This window comes from Anaeromyxobacter sp. SG64 (assembly GCF_022690745.1).
Classification (GTDB): domain Bacteria; phylum Myxococcota; class Myxococcia; order Myxococcales; family Anaeromyxobacteraceae; genus Anaeromyxobacter; species Anaeromyxobacter soli.
Window position 1 is genome coordinate 1 of sequence record NZ_JALCZB010000078.1, and the last position, 21,605, is coordinate 21,605.

Sequence of the window (21,605 nt, forward strand, 5' to 3'; positions counted from 1 at the left end):
GGGAGCGGCGCGGGGCCGGCGCGCGGCGGCGGCGGCGCGCCGCGGGCGAGCGCCTCGAGCCGCGCCACGAGCTCCGACACCTGCGCGCCCGGGGCGAGGAACACGCCCGCGAGGAGGGCCACCTCGAGCGCGTAGCGCGGCTGCTCGGCGAGCTTCACGTCCACGACGGCGCGCTGGGCGAGATCGAACAGCCGCGTGAGCTGCGCCGCGTCCACGGCCGCGGCCTGGGCGCGGATCTCCGCGAGCTCGCCGTCCGGGAGGTCCATCGGCGCCGACGGGACGAGCTTCGCGACCACCACGTTCCGCAGGTGCCGCACGATCTCCTCGGCGACGCGCTTCATCTCGAGGCCGCGCGCGTGGAGCGCCTCGAGCTCGACGAGCATCGCGCCGCCGTCGCGCTGGACGAGCGCGCCGCAGATCCGAGAGACGGCCGCCGCGTCGACGGCGCCGAGCGCCTCGGCGACGGCTGCCTCGTCCGGCGTGTCGCCGGCCGCGGCGCGGACCTGGTCGAGCAGCGAGAGCGCGTCGCGCATCCCGCCCTCGGCCTGCCGCGCCACGAGCGCGAGCGCCGCGGGCGAGAGGCGCATCCCCTCCGCCTCGGCGACCTTCGCGAGCTGGTCGGCGATCTGCTGGAGCGTGAGCCGGCGGAAGTCGAACCGCTGGCAGCGGGAGAGGATCGTCTCCGGGACCTTGTGGACGTCGGTCGTGGCGAGCACGAACTTCACGTGCTCCGGCGGCTCCTCGAGCGTCTTCAGGAGCGCGTTGAACGCGCCCGTGGAGAGCATGTGGACCTCGTCCACCACGAAGACCTTGTAGCGGTCGCGCGCGGGCCGGTACTTCACCGCCTCGACGATGTCGCGGACGTTGTCGACGCCGTTGTTCGAGGCGGCGTCGATCTCCACCACGTCGACGGCGCGCCCCTCGGCGATCTCGACGCACGGCGTGCAGACGCCGCACGGATCGGCGGTCGGGCCCTTCTCGCAGTTGAGCGCCTTCGCGACCAGGCGGGCGGTCGTCGTCTTGCCGACGCCGCGCGGACCGGTGAACAGGAAGGCGTGCGCGAGCTGGCCGGTCTTGAGCGCGTTGGAGAGCGTCCGGACCACGTGCTGCTGGCCGGACATCTCCCCGAACTGCTGCGGGCGGTACTTGCGGGCGAGGACGAGGTAGTTCATTCGACCGCCGATCGAAACAAACGAGCCGGCCCACAATCCCCGGGCGCACGGAGGACCACCTACCGTTGCTCCCTTCCGGGCCTGGCGGGGTTTGGCAACCCCCACGTCGCCCGAGGATTCTGGGCCGGCTCAGCCGGCCTTGCCGCCGGTGCGGCCCCTTCATCTAACGAGAAGGGAGCTGCAGCGCTGGCGGAGAGGGTGGGATTTGAACCCACGGTACCGTTCCCGGTACACACGATTTCCAGTCGTGCACCTTCAGCCGCTCGGTCACCTCTCCGGATCTACTGGGGGATACTCGGTTCCCCCTTTGGCTTCGCCAGGGGGAACCTGCGCTCCCCCAGACCCCCTGCTCGCTCCGGTGCAGCCTCAGCCGGCTGCACCTGCGCTCGCTCAGGGGCTTCAATCTTCGCGTTACTCCGCGAGGAGGGAACCTGGAGTCCGTTCCTCGCTTGAACGACTCGCCTGCCGACGTCCGCCGTTCCCGGTGCGTGCTTCGACCGGTAACTGCATAGCCTGCGGGCAAAAGTGCGGAGAGCGAGGGATTCGAACCCCCGGTACCGTTGCCGGTACACCTGATTTCGAGTCAGGCGCCTTCGACCAGCTCGGCCAGCTCTCCGCCGGCGGATGTAACCGATCTCCGGCCGCGTGCCAAGCGGCAACCTACGTGGTCTGCCCGTTTCCGTTCGAGCGCCTGGCGCGGAAGAAGGTACGCAGGAGTTCGCCGGCCTCCTCGGCCATGAGGCCACGCTCCACCGGGAAGCGGTGGTTCAGGCGCGGATCGGCCGAGAGGTCCATCAAGGACCCGACGGCGCCGGCCTTGGGATCGCTCGCCCCGTAGACGAGCCGCTCGATGCGGCCGAGGACCATGGCACCCGCGCACATCGCGCAGGGCTCGAGGGTCACGTAGAGCGTGACGCCGGTCAGGCGCCAGCGCCCGAGGGTGCGGGCCGCCTCCTGGATGGCGAGGAGCTCCGCGTGCGCGGTCGGGTCGTGGGCCGCCTCGCGCGCGTTCGCGCCCCGGCCGACGATCCGCCCGTCGAGCACCGCGACCGCGCCGACCGGCACCTCGCCGCGCTCCGCCGCAGCGCGGGCGAGCGCGAGCGCCTCCTGCATGGCTTCCTCGGGCGTCACCCGCGGGAGGGTAACCCGGAGCGGCCGCGGGCGCGCGAACTACGGCGTGACCGGCGCGGCGCAGACGTGTCCGGCGCCGCAGAGCGCAGGCGCGGTGCAGTCGGCGTCCACCGCGCAGTGGCCCGCCGCGGTCGCGCACGTGTTCGTCGCCAGGTCGCAGCGCTGCCAGGTGATGTCGCAGTCCGCGTCGGCCCCGCACATGCCGGCGTTCGGCACGCACGCGTTCAGCGTCGGCGAGCCCGGCGTGAGGTCACAGTGCTGCCAGCCGGCGCAGTCCGCGTCGCCCCCGCACATGCCGGCGTCCGGCAGGCACAGGTTCAGCGTCGGCGAGCCCGACGCCAGATCGCAGTGCTGCCACGTCGGGCAGTCCGGGTCGGAGCCGCAGGCGCCGAAGCGGATCCCGCAGGTGTTCGTCGCGAGGTCGCAGGCCTGCCAGAGCTTGCAGTCGAGGTCCTGCCCGCAGCGCCCCGGATCCGGGATGCAGCGGTTCACGCCCGCGGGGCAGCGCTGCCACGCCGCGCAGTCCGCCTCGCCGCTGCAGCGCCCCGGGAGCGGCACGCACGCGTGGCCGGTGCAGCTGTTCCAGGAGCCACAGTCGGCGTTGCCGAGGCAGGCGCCGGCCGCGAGGGCGCACCGGCCGCTCGAGCAGGAGGCCCACGCGGCGCAGTCCCGCTCCACCTTGCAGAGCGCGCCCACGTCGCCGGCGTTCAGGTCCGCGACGCAGAGGTCGCCGGAGCAGTGCTGGCCGGCGAGGCAGTCGGGGTCGCGGCTGCAGCGGCCTCCCGGCTCGAGCTGGCAGGCGGCGAGGAGCAGGATGGGGACGAGCGCGAGGAGTCGGCGGTTCATGGGGCGATCATCCTCGCTAGAACCGGCCGGACACGCCGACGCTGGCGCCGCCGTGCTCGGGGGAGAGCGTGGGCGCGAAGGTCCACATCGCGGTGCCGGTGGCGGCCGCGACGCCCCCCGCGACGAGCAGCACCTTCGTCGCGGTGCCGAGCCGATCGACCCGGTCGTATCCCGCCTGGTCGGACCAGCCGAGGGCCGCGCTGCGGTACTTCTCGTCGAGCACGTCCGCCTCTCGCTTGCCGAAGTAGGCGGTCACGGCGCTGGCCGCGACGAGCACCGCGGCAGTGCCGACGAGGCCCTTGCCCGCGGGCCGCATCCACGCGCCCGGCGGCGGGCCGGCCTCGGGCTTGAGCGCGAGCTGCGCGGTGGCCGCCGCCGAGGCCTTCATGGGCTTGGCGCGCGCCGGGGTCGGACCGGCGGCGATGGCGGGCGCGCCGGAGAGGACGAGCGCCTCGAGGTCCAGGAGCGCCTTGGCGACCGGCTCGGCGTTGGAGACGAACGCGTCCACGCCGACGCGGACCGGGCCGAAGGCCCTCCCCGTCCCGTCCACCGCCTGGAGCGAGAAGACGAGCACGCCGCCGGACTCGCGCGCGCTGCCGGTCACCACGACGCCCTCGCCCGCGAGACGGCCGAGGCACTCGGGCGCGGGGCGGAGGCCGCAGATGCGGCCGACGGTGAGCTTCTTGGCCGCGACGAACGCGCGGGTCCGCCCGGGGAGGCGCAGGAAGGCGGACTCGACGAGCGCGCGCGCGTCGGCGGAGCCGTCGACGGGGTAAAGCTGCACGGGGACGCTCTGCGCCGCCGCGGGGACGCCGCAGACGAGCGCCAGCGCCGCCACGGCAGCGCGCACGCGCACCCGGTCTCGCTCCCGCATCGTGACCCCTCCCGTCCGCGAGCCTCACGGACGCGGGGACTGTACCAAACGGGCAGGCGGGCGAGCGACTTGCCGGCCGGTGGGACGGCGCGCCGCACCGCCCTTCTCCGCCGATGTGCGCGGGAGTGGTCCCCCGGCGCCGGGCCGGCGTCAGCCGACGACCGGGAGGACCCCCGGCTTCAGCTCGGGGTGGTCGGCGCAGGCGAGGCCGCAGGCGCGGCAGGTCTCCACCGCGCACTTGGGCGTGAGCCTCGAGCCCACGCCGCGGCGGAGCTCGCGGGCGAGGAAGGTCTTCGTGAGCCCCTGGTCGAGGAAGTCCCACGGCAGCCGCTCGTCCACACCCGCCTCGCGGAGCACGAAGAAGTCGGGATCGTGCGGCCAGCGGCGGAGGGCCTTGCGCAGGTCGCCGCCCTCCTCGCGGTGGGCGAGCTCGAGGAGGTCCGCGCAGCGCCGGTCGCCGCGAGACATGAGCGTCTGGACGTAGGCCTCGCGCGGGCTGAAGAACTCGACGTCGATCCCCTTCGGCCGGAGCGTCTTCTCGAGGAGGCGCCGCTTCTCCTCCAGGCAGCCGCGCTCGTGCATGGGCAGCCACTGGAACGGCGTCCACGGCTTCGGCACGAACGGGTTCACCGAGAGCGAGATGCGGCCCATGCGCCCGCGCTTGCGCGCCCAGGGGAGCATCACCTCCTCGCGGATCCGGACCGCGATGCGCGCCATGCCGAGGACGTCCTCGTCCGTCTCGGTCGGCAGGCCGCACATGAAGTACATCTTCACGTGCTGCATGCCCTGCCCGAGGGCGTGCTCCGCGGCGCGCACGATCTGGTCGTCGGTGAAGTCCTTGTTGATGACGCGCCGCATCCGCTCGGTGCCCGCCTCGGGCGCGATCGTGATCGACCGCTCGCCGCCCGCCGCCATCCGCCCGGACAGCTCCGGCGTGATCGCGTCCACGCGGAGGGACGAGGGGCTGAAGGTCCCGCCGAGCTCGCCGATGTAGCAGGTGAGCGGGTCGAGCCCGGTGTAGTCGGACGTGTCGGGGCCGACGAGGCCGAGCCGGAGCCCGCGCTCGACGCCCTTGCGCGCCTCGGCGCGCAGGGTCTCGAGGTCCACCTCGCGGTAAGGGCGCTGGACGAACCCCGCCGCGCAGAACCGGCAGCCCCACAGGCAGCCGCGCGCGACCTCGGTGAGGAACAGGTCGCCGAACTGCGCGTCGGGCGAGTCGACGACGCGCGAGGTGGGCTTGCCCCGCAGGTCAGGGACGTAGGCGCGGAGGACGCGCTCGGGGGCGCCGCCGCGCGGGGCGAAGCGCGTCACCCACGCACCCTGCGGATCGCGGGTGTCGGAGTACGCCACGTCGTAGAGCGCCGGGACGTACGACCCGGCGCGCGCGGCGAGGCGCCGGAGCAGCGCGTCTCGCGGCAGGCCGGCGGCGACCGCCTCGCGGGCGAGCGCGAGGAACGGCGGGACGAGCTCCTCGCCCTCGCCGACGAGGAAGGCGTCGAAGAAGGGCGCGACCGGCTCGGGGTTGATCTGGACGGCGATGCCCCCCGCGACCACGAGCGGGAAGCCCTCCCCGCGGTCCTCGCTCCGCAGCGGCAGGCCGGATCGGTCGAGGAGCTCGAGGACGTGGCCGTAGTCCTCCTCGAACGAGAGCGAGAAGGCCACGACGTCGAAGTCGCGGAGCGGCCGCCCGGACTCGACCGTGCGCGGCTCCTCCCCCACCGTCTCCGGCAGGAACGCGCGCTCGCAGAGGGTCCGCGGATCGTCGTTCAGGAGGCGGTAGACCGCGTGGAGCCCGAGGTTCGCCATCCCGAGGCGGTAGGCGTTCGGGTAGACGAGGGCCACGCCGAGCTTCCCGCCCGGCTCCTTGCGGATCGCTCCCCGCTCCATCGGCGCGCGCACGTGTTCCAAGGCCGTCCTCTGTAAGGAGAGCACGGACGGGCCGCACCCTCAAACGGCCCAGGATCCCCCGCGAGCGGGCGAGCGCCGCCCCGGCGTGGGTCCGCGGCGCGGGCGCTATGCGGGCGCCTTCGCGCGAGGTCGCGGCTCCCGGGCACGGTCCTTCACGCTGCGTCATGGCGCGCAGGTGCCCCGGCGCCCGCTTGCCGGGCCGGGCGGCGCGGGGTACAGAGATCCGGTCCTCACCTCCCCGCGGGAGCTCCGATGCGCGCTCGACCGATCCCCCTCCTCGCCGCGCTCGCGGCCGCCGCCGCGATCTCCGCCTGCGCCGCCCGCTCCCAGAGCCGCCCCGGCGCGGCCGCAGCCGGCGCGCCCGCGACGTCCACGGCGCCCGCCAGCGCCGACGATCCGAAGGCCGTCCTGCCCGGCGTCGATCTGGAGGGGCTCTCGCCCGAGCAGCAGCGGGCGGTGGCCGAGTTCGCGCTCGACGAGTTCTGCTACTGCGGCTGCCCGCACACCGTGTCGAGCTGCCTCCACGAGCACGAGAGCTGCGCCCACGCCCCGCGGATGGCGAGCCAGGCCGTCCGGCTCGCGCGCGGCGGCGCCACCAAGGCGGACATCCTCCGCCAGGTGACCGCCTACTACGCGGCGTTCGACCGGCGCGCGAAGCTCACCGTCGCGGACTTCGGCCCGGCGCTCGGGGAGTCCACCGCGCCCATCGCCCTGGTCGAGTTCTCCGACTTCACCTGCCCCTACTGCCGCGCGGTCCGCCCGCAGCTCGAGGCGTTCGTCGAGCGGCACGCCGGCCGCGTGAAGCTCTTCTACAAGCCGTACCCCATCGAGAGCCACCCGTACGCCGCCGAGGCGGCGCAGGCGGGCGAGTGGGCCCGCGAGAAGGGCCTGTTCTGGCCGATGCACGACCGGATCTTCGGGGCGGAGCACGCCCTCGACGTCGACGGCCTCGCCGATCAGGCCAGCGCGCTCGGCGGCGACGCGGAAGACCTGCGCGCGGCCATCGCCGACGGCCGCTACCGCGCACGGATCGAGGCGTCGCAGGCGGAGGCGCGCGACGCCGGCCTGAGGGGCACGCCCACGGTCTTCATGAACGGCCGCCTCCTCACGGATCTGTCCGAGGAAGGGCTCGAGCAGTCCCTCCGCGACGAGGAGGAGTGGTTGCAGCACCGCGGCTGGGCGCACGACTAGCGGACCCGCTCATGCCCCTCGTCTTCGACCTCGACGCGCACGGCCGGCTCGTCGCGCACTCCGACGACACCCGCCGCGCCCTCGCCGACCGCGCCGGCCGGTTCCTGCTCCTGCCCGCGGCGCCGGATCTCCTGGTCGCGCGCCGCACGCCCGCCGCGGGCGGCCCGGCCGCGCAGCCGCGCTGCATCCTCGCGGGCGACCTCTCCGGCTTCCCCATCGGCGACTTCGTCGCCTTCATCCACCAGTCGCGCCTCTCGGGCGTCCTCACCGTCGCGTCGAGCGGCGCGGAGCGCTCGGTCGCGTTCAAGGACGGGGAGGTGCGCGGGGCGCAGTCGACCGCGCCGGGCGAGCGGATCGGCGAGGTCGCGGTGCGGCTCGGCTACGCCACCGAGGCCCAGATCGCGAAGGCGGCCGCGGGCGGCCGCCCGCTCGGTAAGGCGCTCGTCGAGCTCGGGTTCGTGTCGGCGAGCGATCTGTGGAAGTGCTTCCACGAGCAGGTGACCGAGGTCTTCCACGCGATCCTGCTCACGCCGTCCGGCACCTTCTTCCTCGTCGACGAGGACGACCCGGAGCGTCCGGGCGCCGCGCTGTCCGTGAACACGCAGTCGCTCCTCATGGACGGCATCCGGCGCATCGACGAGCTGAGCCTCTTCCGCGCGCGCATCCCCGGGCCCCACGCGTTCCTCCGGCGCCGCGAGCCCCGCCGGCCCATCACGCTGAAGCCGCTCGAGCAGACGCTCCTCGGGCTCGTGGACGGGCGGCGCACGGTCGGGGAGATCGCGACCGCCGCGCACGCGAGCGAGTTCGACGCGACGAAGATCCTCTACCACCTCGCCGAGGCCGGCTACGTGGAGACGGTCGCCGAGCCCGCGGCGAACGTCGACCCCGCGGCGCGCCTGGAGGCGCTCGCGGAGGGGATGAACGACCTCCTCCGCGCGACGGTGGCGGCGGTGCCCGCCCCGGGCCGCGCCGCGCTGCTCGAGTCGGTGCGGGGCTACCTCGCCGACACCGCCGGCCCGTTCGCGCCGCTCTGGGCTCGCCTCGGGCCCGCCGCCGACGGCGCGCTCGAGGGCGAGGCCCTGCTCGGCAACCTGGGCGCGCTCCCCGCCGGCGTCGTCGCCGGGCTCGCGCCGGGCGGCGAGCGCACCACCCTCCTCCTCCACGCCCTCCGGGAGCTGCTCTTCTTCTACCTGTACCTCGCGGGCGAGCGGATCGACCGGGCCACCGACGACGCGCTCGGCGAGACCGTGAAGCGCAAGCTCTGGCAGCTCGAGGAGCTCGCGTGACCGACACGCCGCTCGTCACCGCGGAGCTGCCCGGCTCGGGCGGCGCGCTCCGCCGCGCGCCCGAGGACTTCCGCGTCGACGAGGTCCCCGCCTACCTCCCGTCCGGCGCCGGCCCGCACCTCTACGTCCGCGTCGAGAAGCGCGGCCGCACGACCCGCGACGCGCTCCGCGCGCTCGCGCGCGCGCTCGGCGTGCCGGAGCGGGACGCCGGCTACGCGGGGCTCAAGGACAAGGACGCGGTCACGACGCAGTGGCTGTCGTTCCCGGTGGCGCGCGACCCCGACCCGCGCGCGCTCGAGTCGGACGGGCTCCGGGTGCTGGAGATGTCCCGCCACGCGAACAAGCTCCGGGCCGGGCACGTCCGCGCGAACCGCTTCCAGCTCGCGGTCCGCGGCGGCGACCTCGCGCGCGCGCAGGGAGCCGCGGCCGCGCTCGCGGCGCGGGGGCTCGCGAACTTCTTCGGGCCGCAGCGGTTCGGGACGGAGGGCCGGAACGCGGCGGTGGGCCGCGCCCTCCTCCTCGGCGACGGCTCGCCCGAGGCGCGCCGCGCCGCGCGCGATCGCTTCATGCGCCGGCTCTCGATCTCGGCCTACCAGGCGCTGCTCTTCAACCGCTGGCTCGCGGAGCGGATGGCGGACGGCCTGTTCGCGACCGCCATCGCGGGCGACGTCCTGAAGAAGCTCGACACCGGCGGGCTCTTCAACTGCGCCGACCCCGCGGTGGACGGCCCTCGCGTCGAGCGCTTCGAGATCTCTCCCGCGGGGCCGATGTTCGGCCACAAGCTGCGGGCCGCCGAGGGCGAGGCGCTCGGGCGCGAGGAGCGGCTCCTCGCCGCGGAGGGCATCACGCTCCAGGACTTCGCGCGCGGCGGCGGCGAGGCGGAGGGGACGCGCCGGGCGGCGCGGCTGCGGGTCGACGTCTCCCTCGCGCCGCTCGACGACGGCTACCTCGCGACGTTCGAGCTGCCGAAGGGCTCCTACGCGACGGTGGTCATGCGCGAGCTCATGAAGGCGGAGGCGGAGCTGCCCGAGGCGGACGAGGACTGACGGTGGTTCGACGAGCTCGGCACGAGCGGAGCGGACACCGCTCGCCCTGAGCCTGTCGTAGGCGAGCCGTGGGCGGGTCGACTCGCCCGATCAGCGCCACGAGAAGCACCGCCCGCTCGGGGCCGATCCCTGCCGCGCGGCGCGCGCCGGCGGCCGGCGGCGGGCGCTGCCGCCGCTGCCGCCCCGCGTGAGGCCCCGCGCGCGCTACTCCAGCGCGACGATCCGGAACTCCGTGCGCCGGTTGCGCGCGCGGCCGGTCACGGTCTTGTTCGAGGCGATCGGCTTCGTCGGACCGTACCCGACCGCCTCGATGCGCTCGGGCGAGATGCCCTTCGAGATGAGGTAGTCGAGCACCGCCTCGGCGCGGCGCTGGCTGAGCCGCATGTTCGCGGCCTCGGTCCCGACCGCGTCGGTGTGGCCCTCGATCGAGATGCGCATCTTCGAGAAGTCGCGGAGCACCTGGACGACCTGGTTCAGGAGCGGGAACGAGTCGGGCAGCACGCGGAACTTCGCGGTCGCGAAGTGCACCTGCTGCTTGATGTCGATCTTCTCGCGCCGCACCTCGACGAGCGTGTACTTCTTCGGGCAGCCGTCGGGCGGCGGCCCGAACTGCGCGGGGCACTTGTCGAGCCGGTCCGCCAGCCCGTCGCCGTCCGCGTCCGCGTCGGGGCAGCCGCCGTTCTCCTTCGTGCCGGCCTTCTGCGGGCACTTGTCCTCGGCGTCGGCGATCCCGTCGGAGTCGGAGTCGGGACAGCCGGCGAGCACCTTCAGGCCCGCGACGTCGGGGCACGCGTCGGCGGGGTCCGTGACGCCGTCGCCGTCCCGGTCCTTCACCGGGCAGCCGCGCGCCTCGATGGGGCCCGGCTCGAGGGGGCACGCGTCCGCCTTGTCGACGATGCCGTCGCCGTCGTTGTCGGCGTCGGGGCAGCCGTCCTCGTCCTGGAACCCGTCGCGATCCTCGGGATCGAGCGGGCAGCGGTCGATGTCGTCGGGCACCCCGTCGGAGTCCGAGTCCTTCGCCACGGGGCAGCCCTGCGACGCCTTCGGGCCGGGCTGCGCCGGGCACGCGTCGTCCGCGTCGAGCACGCCGTCTCCGTCCGCGTCGGGGCAGCCGCCCGTCTCCGGACGCCCGGGGAGCTCGGGGCAGCGGTCGTCGACGTCCGGCACGCCGTCCTTGTCCGTGTCGGTCTTCTCGATCCGGACCGCCGGCTTCTCGTCGCGCTTCGCGATCGTGACCTGCGTCGGGCCGCAGCCGCGGGAGAGCTCGAGCGCGCGCTTCACGCTCGCCTCGGAGGCGTCGAGGTGCTCGCGCGCGCGCGCGCCGTGGCCGGTCGCGGTCTCCCGCTCCGCGAACTCCACGTTCGCCTCGGCGAGCGCGAGGTCCCGCGGCGCGCACTGCAGCGCCCCGGAGGCGCGGGCCTTCGCGATGTCCGCGCGGGCGACCTCGGCGTCCGCGCGCAGCTTGCCGCCCGCCGCGCACCCGGTCGCGAGCGCCAGGACGAGCCCCGCTGCCACCCGGCGGCTCACAGCGACTCCTCCGACCGGTTGGTCGCCGCGGACGCCTTCTCGCGCGCCGCGCGCGCGAGGTCGCGCGCCCGCTCCGCGTAGTCCGCGGACACCTCGTACTGGGCGCGCCCGGCCGCCTCCCGCGCCTTGTGCAGGTAGGTCTCGGCCCCCGTGTACTCGTAGGTCGCGGTCTTCGGGGCGCCCGCGGCGCGGGCAGCCTCGACGGCGACGTCGGCGTCGATGAGGGAAGCGGTCGACTGCACCGGACCGCAGGCGCAGAGGCCTGCGAACGCCAGGACGGCGGGGAGGAGCCGCACGGGTGGAACCCCTTTCGCGAAGGCCGAGCGACGCTACCCGCGGGGGGCAGGCGAGTCAAGGAAGGGTCCCCCGGACCGCCGGCCTCCGGGCGCGCGGGCGAGCCCGGCCGGGAGGCGCGGCCCTAACTTGCCGGCGAGGGAGGAGAACATGGGAATTCTGGCGTGGATCGTTTTCGGCTTCATCATCGGCCTGCTCGCGCGCGCGGTGGTCCCGGGCAAGCAGGGGATGGGGCTCGTGATGACGACGCTGCTCGGCATCGCGGGCTCGCTCATCGGCGGCATCGTCGCGTCGGCGCTCACGGGCGGCAACAGCACCGGGTTCCACCCGAGCGGCTTCATCGGAAGCCTCATCGGCGCGGTGGTGCTGCTCCTCATCGCCGGGTTCGCGACGCGCCCGCGCCGGCGCGTGGCGTAGCGGCGCTCGTGCGCGGCGCGTCCCCGAGGCGAGGGGGGCGCGCCGCGGAAGGTTCACGGACAGGCTGGCGGCGGTGTGGCCGGCTGGCACGTGTCGCCCAGCGCGAATCCGGTGCCGATGTAGCCAGGTGGATCCGGGGCCCAGTAGTTGTTCGATGCGTCGACGGTCGCGTACGGAGACACATACACCGCCGCGGCGCCCACCCTCGTGCGGAAGAAGTTGCTCGAGGCGCCACACGCGTCGGGCGCGAGATCCACCGCGCCGACGACGTAGATGCCCACCTGATCCCCACCATTGCACGCGACGGTGTTGCCGCTGAAGGAGAGCAGCGGGAGCAGCTGGTTCACGATCACGCCGCCGGCACTGCGTCCCGAGGCGTAGCGCGAGCCTTGGGCGGTCGCCTTGTTCCCACTGAGCTCGCTGTCAGCCACCGACACCGCGGATCCGGGCGGGAGCGCGTCCATCCGCAGAGCGGTTCCGTCGTTGTTCGTCACGCGCACGCGCGCAGCGTCGAGGACGATCGGCGTCTCCTTGCCGACGAGCGCGATCCCGTTTCCGATGTTCGCGTCGATCTCGAGCGTCTCGCTGGTGAATCCCACCAGAAGCTGGTGAACGGCGTCCTGCGGCCCATGAAGCGTCACGCGCCCGCCGCGGACCTCGAGTCCCACGCCGCTCTCCCTGAAGCCTCCTCCGATGACCTCGACCGGCGCCTCCGCGGCAGCGTCGACCAGCAGCGCCGCTTCGGCCGCCTTCCGAACCTGGGTCCCCTCGAGAACCGCGCCGCACGCTCCTCCGACGCGAATTCCGTTCGTGAGCTGTCCGGCGCCCGAAACCGCGACGTCTTTCAGCGAGGGCTTCCCCGTCTCACCACAGGAGGTCGCGACGGCAATCCCCGTGGATGAGACGTTCTCCACGTCGAGTCCTTCGATGGCTCCCTGCAGGTCGACGCCGATCGCGGCACCCGATTCCAGACGCAGCACCGCATGGGCCGCGGGCGCGTCCGGGCCGGACAGCCTCACGGTCGTCGGCACCGAGAGCGGTAGGACCTCGCTCGTCTCGGCGACGCCGAACGTCCCGTACGCTCGCGCGATCGCGCCGGCTCCGTGAGCCGCGGCAGCCGCCACCGCGTCGCCGAGCCGCCCGAAGCGGCAGGCCGGCGGAGACGAGACGCCCGTCGGGTACGGAGCGGCGTCGACCGTCCTCGATCCTGCCGGATCAGCCGCGAACTCCGGACCGCCGTTCGCCGGACACTCGCAGCTCGGCGCGCCGCTCTTCTCCCCGCACACGAGGCCCTCGGCGCACGTGGTCCGCGTCACCCACGCGCCGCACACGGGATCCCCTGTGGCGTCGCACTGCTGGATCTTGCCGGGCTCGCCTGGCGCCGTCGCCCCAGGCTGGAGGGGCTTGCAGCGGACCGCGTCCGGCGTGCAGAGCGCGCAGGAAGACGCGGCGGCGCGCTTGCTGCACCTCTGGTCGAGCCCGCAGCCCTGGCCTCCGGGACAGTCCTCGGTGGCCTGGCCGAGGCCGCGGCACGGCGCGCCCTCCACGTCGACCTGGCAGGCCGCGAGCGCGAGGAGGACGAGCGGGAGGAGGCGGCGCATCAGAACTTCTTCTCCACGAAGAACAGGGTGACGCTGGCCGCGGCGGCGCTGCCCGCCACGACGAACATCGTGTTGGCGCGGTGCGCGCGCGAGGTGGCGTCCGAGACGTGACCGGTCGCGACGGCCCCGTTCGCCTGGCTCATGCCGTCGATGGCGGACTCCGCCTGCCGCGCGGACCAGCCGAAGTAGCCGCCCGTCGCGGCGGCGGCCACCGCCGTGCCCGCCGCGATCCACGTGTAGATCCGCCGCTTCTCCCGCGGCTGCGCAGCTGCGGCGCTGGCACCCACGCCGAGGGACGGCCTGCGCGCGGCGGTCCGGGCGGCCTCGGGCCGCGCCGCCAGATCCGGCGCCGGGGTCGTCTTGGCGGGGGGCGGAGCGGGCTCGGCGGGCGAGACGCTCTTCGCCGCGGCGGGCGGCGGCGGCTGGGCGGGGCGGAGCTGCACGTCCACCACCTGGGCCGCGCCGGCGCTCATCGCGATCTCCTGCTCGAGCCGCTCGTGCCCGGCGAGCGCGAGCGCCACGTCGTAGCTACCCGGCGGCAGCACGAGGTGGAAGGGGGTCACGCCGCGGACGCGGCCGTCGATGCGGACCTCGGCGCCGGGCGGGTCGGAGTACACGATGAGCGGCTGCGCCCCCGTCGCGGCGAGCCGCTCCTCGAGCTTCTTCACCGCGGCGCGCACCACGGCGCGGTCGTTCGCGTCGGGCGCCTCGCGCAGGTAGTCGTTGTAGCTGCGGATCGCCGCCGGCCACTCGCCGAGCCGCTCGCGGCACTGCGCGATGTTGTAGTGGATCGCCCCGGCGGGCTTCAGCCGGTACGCCTCCTCGAACTGGGCGATGGCCTCGCGATATTGCCGGGCGCGGTACAGCTCGGCGCCCTTGCGGAACCGGGCCTTCGCGTCGGCGACCTCGTCCGCGCGGCCGGCGGCCGGCGGGGCGAGCACCGCGAGCAGGAGCAGGATGGCGAGGAGGCGGCGGATCATTGGAAGGGGTCCGGCTTCAGGTCCTTGCCCTCGGCGGCGTAGGGATCCTTCACGTCACCCGGTGCCGGGCGAGCGCGCGCGCGGAGGCGGACGGGGACCGGCGCGGCGCCGCGCTCGGGCAGGAGCTCCGCCGCGGGGGTCACGGCGAGCGATCCTTGAACGCGCGCGCGGTCAGCGGAGTCCAGGGGAGCCGAGACGGTCGAGGGCGATGGCGGGGTAGAGGTCGCGGTCGCGGTCGGGGTCGGGGTCGAGGTCGCGATCGCGGTCGGGATCCCTCGCCTCCCCTCCCCCATCAGCCACCACCCTCCCGCCAGCGCGACGCCGAGCACCGCCACCACGCCTACCGCCGCGAGGGTCCTCGTCCGGCGGAGTCGTGGGGCGGGCGAGCGGACCTCCGCCCCGGTGAGGGCAAGGGTCCCGCCTCGCGAGCGGCTCGCGCCGCGAGGTCGGCCTGGGGGGCGGAGCGGGCCGTCGGACCGCGCGGTCCCGATCGCGTGCCGGAGGCTGCTCGCAGTCGCGAGCGCCCCGCGCAGCCGCGCGATCTCCGCGGCGAAGGCGGCCATCGTCGGGTGCCGGTCCTCCGGCCGCTTCGCGAGCGCGCGCAGGACGAGGGCATCGACCTCGGGCGGCACGGCCGAGTTGCGCCGGCTCGGCGGATCCGCGAGCTGGGTCTGCGCGGCGACGAGCGTCGCGATCTCGGTGGGCGCCTCGATGGGCAGCGCGCCGGTGAGCATCTCGAAGGCGAGCACGCCGACGGCGTACACGTCGGCGCGGTGATCCACCGCCCCGCCCGTCGCCTGCTCCGGCGCCATGTACTCCGGCGTGCCGATGATCGCGCCGGCACGCGTCAGCCGCTCGCAGCCGGGCGCCGCCGGCACGTGGGAGATGCCGAAGTCGAGCACCTTGACCTGCTCGTCGCTCGTGCCCGCGCGACGCACCACGAACACGTTCTCGGGCTTCACGTCGCGGTGGACCACCCCGCGGGCGTGCGCCGCGCCGAGCGCGCGGCAGACCTGCTCGAGGAGGGCGAGCGCGCGCTCGACGGGGAGCGGCCCTTCCTCGCGGAGGATCGCGCCGAGGCTCCGGCCGTCGAGCGCCTCCATCACGTAGTAGAGCGCGCCCTCGTCCTCGCCGCCGAAGTCGACGACATCGACCACGTTCTCCTGGCCGATGCGGCTCGCGGCGATCGCCTCGTTGCGGAAGCGTTCGGCGAGCTCCGGATCGCCGCCGAGATCCGCCCGCAGGACCTTCAGGGCGAACCGGCGCTGCAGCACCGTGTGCTCGCACAGGTAGACCGTCCCCATGCCCCCTTCGCCGAGGCGGGATAGCACGCGATATCGATTTCCGAGGACGCGCCCGAGCATCCGTTCCGGCGCCGCTCCGGACGGGTCGCGCTCCCGGGGTCCCTCTGGTGGGCGCGAGGCGGCCATGACGCGTTCACGGGTAGGGTATCATGGAAGCGGCGGGCCGGAAGTTCGGCGCCGGGGGAGCGGCCTTGTCCGAGATCGTCGTGATGAACGGGGTCTGCGCGGGGACCGTCTTCGTGCTCCCCGACATCCCGACCGTCCTCGGCCGCTCGCCCGAGTCGCACCTCCAGATCGGCGACCCCTGGATCTCGAGCATGCACGCCATGTTCGAGCGCCGCGGCGAGGAGGTCTGGGTGATCGACCTCGAGAGCCGCAACGGCACCTTCGTCGGCGAGGAGCGCGTCGGCGAGGCGCGGCTCGACGACGGCGCGGTGGTCCGCTTCGGGCGCACCGAGATCCGCTTCACGGCGCGGGCCGGCCGGGGGGCGCCGGCGCGCACTCCGCGCGAGGAGCGCATCCGTCCCGACGCGCAGCGCGACACCATCCGCTCGGAGGGGACGATCTCGGCTCGGGTGCTGGCGGCGCGCGAGCCCGTGGCCCACGAGCCCGCAGTCGACCCGCACACGCTCGCCGTGCGGCCGGTCGTCGTGCTCCGGATGTCGCTCCACGCCGTGCGCATCGCCTCCTCGCCCGACGTCGCGGGCCGGGTCCGCGCGGCCGTCGACGCCGCCGCGAGGGCGGCGCTGAACGAGGGCGCGATGGTCGGGAGGCTCGCGTCGGTCGGGGTGCTCGCGCTCTTCGGCGTGACCTCACCGCGGGCCGACGACGCCGCCCGCGCCGTGCAGGCGGCGCGCACCGCCCGCGGCGCGGTGCGCCGGCTCGGCGGCATCGACCTCCGCGCCGCCGTGGACGCGGGACCGCTGCTCGCCGGCAACGCCATGGGGCCGACCGGCGCGGACATCGCGGCGCTCGGCGCGGCGGCGGACCGCTGCGAGCGGCTCGCCGCCCTGGCGCTACCCGGCGAGATCCTGCTCGGCCCGGGCGCGGCGGGAGCCGCCGGCGAGGGCGTGACGCAGCGCGAGCTCGACGGCGCCGCCGTCGAGGTCGTGCGGGACGATTGAACGGGGGCTGCGCCCCCGCCCCGAAGACGGCTGAGCGACTGCCGTTCTTGCATTGTGTGCCGTTTCGGCAGTAGAAGGTCCTCTCCATGCCAGAGCTCACTCGTCCCGGCGCCGGGAGCGCCTGTCTCGTCGTGGCGCCCGTGGGTGCGCCGGGGCTCGTGGACGTCCTCGCGCACGCCGGCTTCACGGTGGTCGCGGCGACGTCCGAGCGCGACGCGCTCGACGCGCTCGAGCAGACGCCGTTCGCGGCGGTGTACGTCTCCCAGTCCCTCGGCCTCCCGGCCCTCGCGCGCGTGGTCGCCGCCGGCGGGCAGCGGCTCGGCGAGGCGCCGATCATCGTGCTCGGCAGCTCCGGGACGGTCCAGGAGGCGGTCGACGCCATGCAGCTCGGGGCCACGGACTACGTCGCCCCGCCGTTCGACCCCGACGCCGTGCTCCGGCGCCTCGGCCGCGCGCTCGAGCGCTCCGTGCCGCCGCGCCGCGAGCCGTTCCCCGCCGGGCTCCTCGGCGTCGTGGGCACCTCTGCGGCGATGCGGCGGCTGCACGACTCCATCGACAAAATCTCGCGCTACAAGAGCAACGTCCTCCTCCTCGGCGAGAGCGGCACTGGCAAGGAGATCATCGCGCGGGCGCTCCACGAGCGCGGCCCGCGCCGCCAGCACCTCTTCGTCCCCGTGAACTGCGCCACGCTCGGGCGCGACATCCTCGAGAACGAGCTCTTCGGGCACGAGCGAGGGGCGTTCACCGGCGCGAACGAGCGCAAGAAGGGGCTGTTCGAGCTCGCCGACGGCGGCACCTTCTTCCTCGACGAGATCGCCGAGATGGATCTCTCGACGCAGGCGAAGCTCCTGCGCGTCCTGGAGCGCAGCGAGTTCCGGCGCGTCGGCGGCACCGCCAAGGTGAAGGTGGATCTCTCCATCATCGCGGCGACGAACCGCGATCTCGAGGAGGCGATCGCCGCCGGCCGGTTCCGCGAGGACCTCTACTACCGCCTCAAGGTCGTGACGCTCGTGGTCCCGCCCCTGCGCGATCGGCGCGAGGACATCCCCCCGCTCGTGGACGCGTTCATCGCGGACTTCAACCGCCGCACGGGCGGGCGCATCGCGGGGGTCGACCCCGAGGCCCTCGAGTGGCTCGTCGGCTGCGACTGGCCGGGCAACGTCCGCGAGCTCCGGAACGCGGTCGAGGGCGCGTGCGTGCTCGCGCCCGGCGAGGTGGTGAAGCTCGCCGACCTGGCGGAGCGCGTCGAGCGCCGCGAGCGCCGCCCCGCGGCCCGCGCGCCCGCGCCCGCGCGCGCCGCCCCCGAGCCGGCCGCGGCCGTGCCGGGAGCCTCGACGGACGGGGCAGCGCCGGGTGGCGCGCCGCTCCCCATCGGCGGCACCATCGTGATCCCCATCGGCTGCACGCTCGCCGAGGCCGAGCGCCGCATCGTCCTCGCGAACCTCCGCCATTTCCGGACCCGCGCCCGCGCCGCGCGGGCGCTCGGCGTCGGCCTGCGCACGCTCTACACGAAGCTCGCCGCGTGGTCGAAAGACGGGGAGGATGCCGAAACGGCATGATCCCTGGGCGGCCGCCCCGGAGATCCGCCCGGAACCGGGCGGATCTCGCGGAGATCGGGGCTGGCGCGCTTCCTGCTCTCGTCGGGGGCGTGTCCTCGAGAGCGCCGCCCTCCGTCCTCGTGCTCGCCCGTCCCGGGCCGGAGAGCGACGACCTGTTCGCCGACCTCTCGCAGCGGGAGGACGTCTGCCTGCTGCGCGTCGCGACCGCGGCAGCGGCGAACGTGGCCATCGGGGAGCTCGCGGTCGCGCTCGTCATCGCGTGCCCGCAGATTCCGCCCCACGCGATCGACTCGGTCCTCGCCCAGCTCGACGCGCTCCGCCCGGGGACGCCGGTGCTCGCCATCCGCACGCGCCAGGCGCAGGAGCCGGCCGCGTGGGGCGAGCGGGGCGTGGCGGTGCTGCGCCTGCCGCTCCTCGCCGGCGTCCTGTCGCGGGCGGTGGACGTCGTCCTCGGCATGACGGGCAAGCTCTAGGAAGGAACGGCAAGAGAAGATGCAGCTCACGACGCGCGACGCTTCCCGCCTCCTCGGCGTCTCGGACTCGACGCTCCACCGCTGGCTCAAGAGCGGCGAGCTCCCCTCCACCCGCGTGAACGACCAGTACCGGCTGAACCGGATCGACCTCCTGGAGTTCGCCGCCGCGCGGAACCTGGCCATCTCCGCCGAGCTGCTCGCGGAGCTCGAGACGGAGGCGCCGGAGCTGCCGAGCCTCGCCGACGCGCTCCGGGCCGGCGGGGTCCACCGCGGCCTCTCCGGCACGGACAAGCCGGCCATCCTGCGGGAGGTCGTCGAGCGGCTGCCGCTCCCGCGCCCCGCCGATCGGGAGCTGCTCCACCGCGTCCTCCTGGCCCGCGAGGCGCTCGGCTCGACCGGCCTCGGCAACGGCATCGCGATCCCGCACGCCCGGAACCCCATCGTCCTCCGCATCGCGCGGCCGGAGGTGGCGATCTGCTACCTCGACACGCCCGTCGAGTTCGGGGCCATCGACGGCAAGCCCGTGCACACGCTCGTGACCCTCGTGACCCCGTCCACCCGCGTGCACCTGCACCTGCTCGCCGTCGTCGCCGCCGCGCTGCACGACCCCGCGGTGCTCGCGAGGCTCGAGGCGCGCGCCGGCGCCGAGGAGCTGCTCCCCGAGATCTCCCGGGTCGAGGCGGCCATCGCCGCGCAGCGCGCCGGGAGCGCCCGGTGAGCCTCTTCCTCGCCGCGCTCGTCGTCCTCGTGGCGGGTGGCGCCGCCGCGCTCGCCGCCTCCGCTCGCCCCACCGCCGCGCTCGCCATCGGCAGCGCGAGCGCCGCCGCGGGCTCCGCGATGGGGCTCCTCGCCGCCTTCCCCGCGCTCCGCGCGCCTCCGTCCGCCTGGGAGCTCGCCTGGGCGGTGCCGAACGGCGCGATCGCGCTCGGGCTCGATCCGCTCTCCGCGGTCTTCGCCGTCGCGGTGTTCGCGCTCGGCCTCGCCGCGGCCGTGTTCGGGGCGGGCTACATGCGCGCCCACCTCGCGCGGCGCTCGCTCGGCGCGTTCCTGTTCTTCTTCAACGTCCTCCTCGCCTCGATGGCGGTGCTCGTGGCCGCCCGCCAGGCGCTCCTGTTCATCGTCGCGTGGGAGACGATGACCGTCTCGTCGTTCCTGCTCGTCGGCCTCGAGCACGAGGCGGGGGCGGTGCGGATGGCGACGCGGACGTACCTCGTCGCGTCCCACCTCGGGGCCGCGTTCCTCTTCGGGCTGTTCCTCACGCTCGGTCACGCCGCCGGGTCGCTGAGGTTCGAGGCGTTCGAGGCCCTGCGCGCCGGCTCCGCGGTCCCGGCGACGCTGCTGTTCGTCTTCGCCCTCGTGGGCTTCGGCACCAAGGCCGGCCTCGTCCCGCTCCACGTGTGGCTGCCGGAGGCCCACCCGGCGGCGCCGAGCCACGTCTCCGCGCTCATGTCGGGCGTCCTCGTGAAGATGGGCGTCTACGGCATCCTGCGGGTGCTCACCTTCCTGCCTCCGGCGCCCGTCTCCCACGGCCTCGCGCTCGCCGCGGTCGGGCTGCTCGGCGCGGTCGCCGCGCTGCTCCTCGCCCTCGGGCAGCGCGACCTGAAGCGCATCCTGGCCTACTCCACGGTCGAGAACGTCGGGATCATCGCGTTGGGCCTCGGCGTGGGCCTCGTCGGCGCGGCGGGCCGGGCCCCCGCGGTCGCCGCGCTCGGGGTCGCCGGCGCGCTCCTCCACGTCTGGAACCACGCCCTGATGAAGGGGCTCGCCTTCATGGGCGCCGGCGCGGTGGTGCACGGCGCGGGCACCCGCGACGTGGAGCGGATGGGCGGCCTCCTCCGGCGCCTCCCGGTGAGCGCGGGGCTGCTCGTGTTCGCGGCCGTCGCGCTCGCGGCGCTCCCGCCGCTCAACGGCTTCGTCTCCGAGTGGCTGCTCTACCTGGGCCTCCTCGACGGCGGGCAGGGCTCTGCCGCCGGGACCGCCCTGCTCGCCTACCTGTCCCTCGCCGTGCTCGCGCTCGTCGGCGCGCTCGCTGCCATCGTGTTCACCCGGCTCGTCGGGGCGGCGCTGCTCGGCAGCCCGCGCAGCCCCGAGGCGGCGTCCGCCCACGAGGGCGGCCCGCTGCTCCTCGCGCCCCTCGCCGCCCTCGCCGCAGCGAACGCCGCCGTGGCGCTCTTCCCCGGCCAGGCGGTCGCGCTCCTCACCCCGGCGGCCGCGATCGTGCTCCGCGTCCCCGCGGCGGAGCTCGCGGCGAGGCTCGCCCCCGCGCTCTCCGCGCTCGCCGGGCCGCTCCGCGCGGGGCTCGCGCTCCTCCTCCTCTGTGGCGTCGCGCTCGCCCTCGCCTCGCGGCGGATGCTCGCCCGGCGCGACGTGCGCGCCGCCCAGACCTGGGGCTGCGGCTTCTCCGCCGAGAGCGCGCGCGTGCAGTACACAGCCGCCTCGCTCTCCGAGCTCGCGCTCGCGGCGATCGCGCCGCGCGCGCTCCGCCCCGTCGAGACCCCGGCGCGGCCGGAGGGCCTCTTCCCCCGCCGCGTCCGCTACGCCCAGGAGGCGGACGACCCCGCCCGCGCGCGCGTGTTCGAGCCGGCGTTCCGTGCGGTGGGCGAGTGGTTCGGGCGGCTGCGGCACTTCCAGCAGTCGCGGCTCAACCTGCAGCTCCTCTACACGGTCCTCACCGTCCTCGCCCTCTCGGCGCTCCTCCTCTTCCACCAGCGCGGCCCATGACGCTCGTCCCCGTCCTCGGCGCCATCGCCCTCCCCGCCGCGAGCGGGCTCGCCGCGGCCGCGCTGCGCGCGCGGCCGGCCGCGGGCCAGGCCCTCGCGTGCGCCGCGCTGTGCGCGGGGGCGGTCCTCGGCGTCGCGGCGGCGGGGACGGT

19 protein-coding genes, 2 tRNA genes and 1 other RNA gene are annotated in these 21,605 nt (G+C 75.1%); 9 read left to right on the forward strand and 13 right to left on the reverse strand.

What is annotated here, in order from left to right; genetic code table 11:
- The 8 genes from dnaX to MNZ29_RS18500 form a co-directional block, all read right to left on the reverse strand.
- On the reverse strand, nucleotides 1-1,172 hold a 1,172-nt coding region (gene dnaX, locus MNZ29_RS18465), incomplete at its 3' end, for a DNA polymerase III subunit gamma/tau (protein ID WP_242356247.1).
- 28 nt (nucleotides 1,173-1,200) lie between these two features.
- An RNA gene (gene ffs, locus MNZ29_RS18470) (signal recognition particle sRNA small type) lies at nucleotides 1,201-1,294 on the reverse strand.
- Nucleotides 1,295-1,359: 65 nt separating this feature from the next.
- Nucleotides 1,360-1,449 (reverse strand) — tRNA-Ser (locus MNZ29_RS18475).
- Nucleotides 1,450-1,700: 251 nt separating this feature from the next.
- Nucleotides 1,701-1,788: transfer RNA gene (locus MNZ29_RS18480), tRNA-Ser, on the reverse strand.
- A gap of 44 nt (nucleotides 1,789-1,832) precedes the next feature.
- Entirely contained in the window at nucleotides 1,833-2,285 is a 453-nt protein-coding gene (tadA, locus tag MNZ29_RS18485; RefSeq protein ID WP_242340563.1) for a tRNA adenosine(34) deaminase TadA, read from the reverse strand.
- Between the two features lie 57 nt (nucleotides 2,286-2,342).
- Nucleotides 2,343-3,149, reverse strand: coding sequence for a hypothetical protein (locus MNZ29_RS18490; RefSeq protein ID WP_242356250.1), 807 nt, complete (start codon nucleotides 3,147-3,149; stop codon nucleotides 2,343-2,345).
- Between the two features lie 16 nt (nucleotides 3,150-3,165).
- The gene (locus tag MNZ29_RS18495; protein WP_242356252.1) at nucleotides 3,166-4,023 is read right to left on the reverse strand and encodes a hypothetical protein; all 858 of its coding nucleotides are present in this window, start codon (nucleotides 4,021-4,023) and stop codon (nucleotides 3,166-3,168) included.
- Nucleotides 4,024-4,173: 150 nt separating this feature from the next.
- The gene (locus MNZ29_RS18500) at nucleotides 4,174-5,922 is read right to left on the reverse strand and encodes a radical SAM protein (protein ID WP_242356262.1); all 1,749 of its coding nucleotides are present in this window, start codon (nucleotides 5,920-5,922) and stop codon (nucleotides 4,174-4,176) included.
- A gap of 261 nt (nucleotides 5,923-6,183) precedes the next feature.
- Here MNZ29_RS18500 and MNZ29_RS18505 point away from each other — a divergent pair, with 261 nt between their 5' ends.
- The 3 genes from MNZ29_RS18505 to truD are packed head-to-tail and all read left to right on the forward strand — an operon-like array spanning nucleotide 6,184 to nucleotide 9,454.
- Nucleotides 6,184-7,122 (forward strand): thioredoxin domain-containing protein, encoded by a 939-nt coding sequence (locus tag MNZ29_RS18505; protein ID WP_242356253.1) that lies wholly within the window; start codon nucleotides 6,184-6,186, stop codon nucleotides 7,120-7,122.
- A gap of 11 nt (nucleotides 7,123-7,133) precedes the next feature.
- Nucleotides 7,134-8,408, forward strand: a complete 1,275-nt coding sequence (locus MNZ29_RS18510; protein ID WP_242356254.1) for a DUF4388 domain-containing protein — start codon at nucleotides 7,134-7,136, stop codon at nucleotides 8,406-8,408.
- Nucleotides 8,405-9,454, forward strand: coding sequence for a tRNA pseudouridine(13) synthase TruD (gene truD, locus MNZ29_RS18515; RefSeq protein WP_242356255.1), 1,050 nt, complete (start codon nucleotides 8,405-8,407; stop codon nucleotides 9,452-9,454). Before MNZ29_RS18510 ends, truD begins: the two co-directional genes overlap by 4 nt.
- A 204-nt stretch (nucleotides 9,455-9,658) precedes the next feature.
- Here the strand turns inward: truD and MNZ29_RS24630 are convergent, their stop codons facing one another.
- Both MNZ29_RS24630 and MNZ29_RS18530 read right to left on the reverse strand, forming a co-directional pair.
- Nucleotides 9,659-10,981 (reverse strand): OmpA family protein, encoded by a 1,323-nt coding sequence (locus tag MNZ29_RS24630; protein WP_242340557.1) that lies wholly within the window; start codon nucleotides 10,979-10,981, stop codon nucleotides 9,659-9,661.
- Nucleotides 10,978-11,277 carry a DUF4398 domain-containing protein gene (locus MNZ29_RS18530; RefSeq protein WP_242340556.1) on the reverse strand — a complete coding sequence of 100 codons (300 nt, stop codon included), beginning with the start codon at nucleotides 11,275-11,277 and terminating at the stop codon, nucleotides 10,978-10,980. Before MNZ29_RS18530 ends, MNZ29_RS24630 begins: the two co-directional genes overlap by 4 nt.
- A gap of 148 nt (nucleotides 11,278-11,425) precedes the next feature.
- On the opposite strand from MNZ29_RS18530, the gene MNZ29_RS18535 reads away from it, so the two are divergent.
- The gene (locus MNZ29_RS18535) at nucleotides 11,426-11,692 is read left to right on the forward strand and encodes a GlsB/YeaQ/YmgE family stress response membrane protein (RefSeq protein WP_242340555.1); all 267 of its coding nucleotides are present in this window, start codon (nucleotides 11,426-11,428) and stop codon (nucleotides 11,690-11,692) included.
- A gap of 53 nt (nucleotides 11,693-11,745) precedes the next feature.
- Here the strand turns inward: MNZ29_RS18535 and MNZ29_RS18540 are convergent, their stop codons facing one another.
- The 3 genes from MNZ29_RS18540 to MNZ29_RS18550 all read right to left on the reverse strand — a co-directional run bounded on the left by MNZ29_RS18540 (nucleotide 11,746) and on the right by MNZ29_RS18550 (nucleotide 15,604).
- Nucleotides 11,746-12,978, reverse strand: a complete 1,233-nt coding sequence (locus tag MNZ29_RS18540; RefSeq protein WP_242356256.1) for a hypothetical protein — start codon at nucleotides 12,976-12,978, stop codon at nucleotides 11,746-11,748.
- A 314-nt stretch (nucleotides 12,979-13,292) separates the two neighbouring features.
- Nucleotides 13,293-14,273 (reverse strand): PEGA domain-containing protein, encoded by a 981-nt coding sequence (locus MNZ29_RS18545; protein WP_242340553.1) that lies wholly within the window; start codon nucleotides 14,271-14,273, stop codon nucleotides 13,293-13,295.
- Nucleotides 14,270-15,604 (reverse strand): serine/threonine-protein kinase, encoded by a 1,335-nt coding sequence (locus MNZ29_RS18550; protein WP_242340552.1) that lies wholly within the window; start codon nucleotides 15,602-15,604, stop codon nucleotides 14,270-14,272. The genes MNZ29_RS18545 and MNZ29_RS18550 overlap by 4 nt, the downstream gene beginning before the upstream one ends.
- 122 nt (nucleotides 15,605-15,726) lie before the next feature.
- Between MNZ29_RS18550 and MNZ29_RS18555 the strand changes: the two genes are divergently transcribed.
- From MNZ29_RS18555 to MNZ29_RS18575, 5 genes are all read left to right on the forward strand, one after another.
- On the forward strand, nucleotides 15,727-16,701 hold the full coding sequence (locus tag MNZ29_RS18555; protein WP_242356258.1) for an FHA domain-containing protein: 975 nt from the start codon (nucleotides 15,727-15,729) through the stop codon (nucleotides 16,699-16,701).
- Between the two features lie 86 nt (nucleotides 16,702-16,787).
- Nucleotides 16,788-18,260, forward strand: coding sequence for a sigma-54 dependent transcriptional regulator (locus MNZ29_RS18560; RefSeq protein WP_242356260.1), 1,473 nt, complete (start codon nucleotides 16,788-16,790; stop codon nucleotides 18,258-18,260).
- Nucleotides 18,261-18,349: 89 nt separating this feature from the next.
- Nucleotides 18,350-18,733: a hypothetical protein gene (locus MNZ29_RS18565; RefSeq protein ID WP_242341525.1), complete on the forward strand. Its 384-nt coding sequence runs from the start codon at nucleotides 18,350-18,352 to the stop codon at nucleotides 18,731-18,733.
- 19 nt (nucleotides 18,734-18,752) lie between these two features.
- On the forward strand, nucleotides 18,753-19,451 hold the full coding sequence (locus MNZ29_RS18570) for a PTS sugar transporter subunit IIA (protein WP_242341526.1): 699 nt from the start codon (nucleotides 18,753-18,755) through the stop codon (nucleotides 19,449-19,451).
- On the forward strand, nucleotides 19,448-21,454 hold the full coding sequence (locus tag MNZ29_RS18575) for a proton-conducting transporter membrane subunit (protein ID WP_242341527.1): 2,007 nt from the start codon (nucleotides 19,448-19,450) through the stop codon (nucleotides 21,452-21,454). The genes MNZ29_RS18570 and MNZ29_RS18575 overlap by 4 nt, the downstream gene beginning before the upstream one ends.
- Nucleotides 21,455-21,605: the final 151 nt, after the last annotated feature.

What these genes read in the sequence shown, in the direction of transcription:
- tadA (WP_242340563.1), bottom strand. Translation starts at nt 2,285, where the DNA reads ATGCAGGAGGCGCTCGCGCTCGCCCGCGCTGCGGCGGAGCGCGGCGAG.
- MNZ29_RS18490 (WP_242356250.1), bottom strand. Translation starts at nt 3,149, where the DNA reads ATGAACCGCCGACTCCTCGCGCTCGTCCCCATCCTGCTCCTCGCCGCC.
- MNZ29_RS18495 (WP_242356252.1), bottom strand. Translation starts at nt 4,023, where the DNA reads ATGCGGGAGCGAGACCGGGTGCGCGTGCGCGCTGCCGTGGCGGCGCTG.
- MNZ29_RS18505 (WP_242356253.1), top strand. Translation starts at nt 6,184, where the DNA reads ATGCGCGCTCGACCGATCCCCCTCCTCGCCGCGCTCGCGGCCGCCGCC.
- MNZ29_RS18510 (WP_242356254.1), top strand. Translation starts at nt 7,134, where the DNA reads ATGCCCCTCGTCTTCGACCTCGACGCGCACGGCCGGCTCGTCGCGCAC.
- MNZ29_RS18535 (WP_242340555.1), top strand. Translation starts at nt 11,426, where the DNA reads ATGGGAATTCTGGCGTGGATCGTTTTCGGCTTCATCATCGGCCTGCTC.
- MNZ29_RS18545 (WP_242340553.1), bottom strand. Translation starts at nt 14,273, where the DNA reads ATGATCCGCCGCCTCCTCGCCATCCTGCTCCTGCTCGCGGTGCTCGCC.
- MNZ29_RS18555 (WP_242356258.1), top strand. Translation starts at nt 15,727, where the DNA reads ATGGAAGCGGCGGGCCGGAAGTTCGGCGCCGGGGGAGCGGCCTTGTCC.
- MNZ29_RS18560 (WP_242356260.1), top strand. Translation starts at nt 16,788, where the DNA reads ATGCCAGAGCTCACTCGTCCCGGCGCCGGGAGCGCCTGTCTCGTCGTG.
- MNZ29_RS18570 (WP_242341526.1), top strand. Translation starts at nt 18,753, where the DNA reads ATGCAGCTCACGACGCGCGACGCTTCCCGCCTCCTCGGCGTCTCGGAC.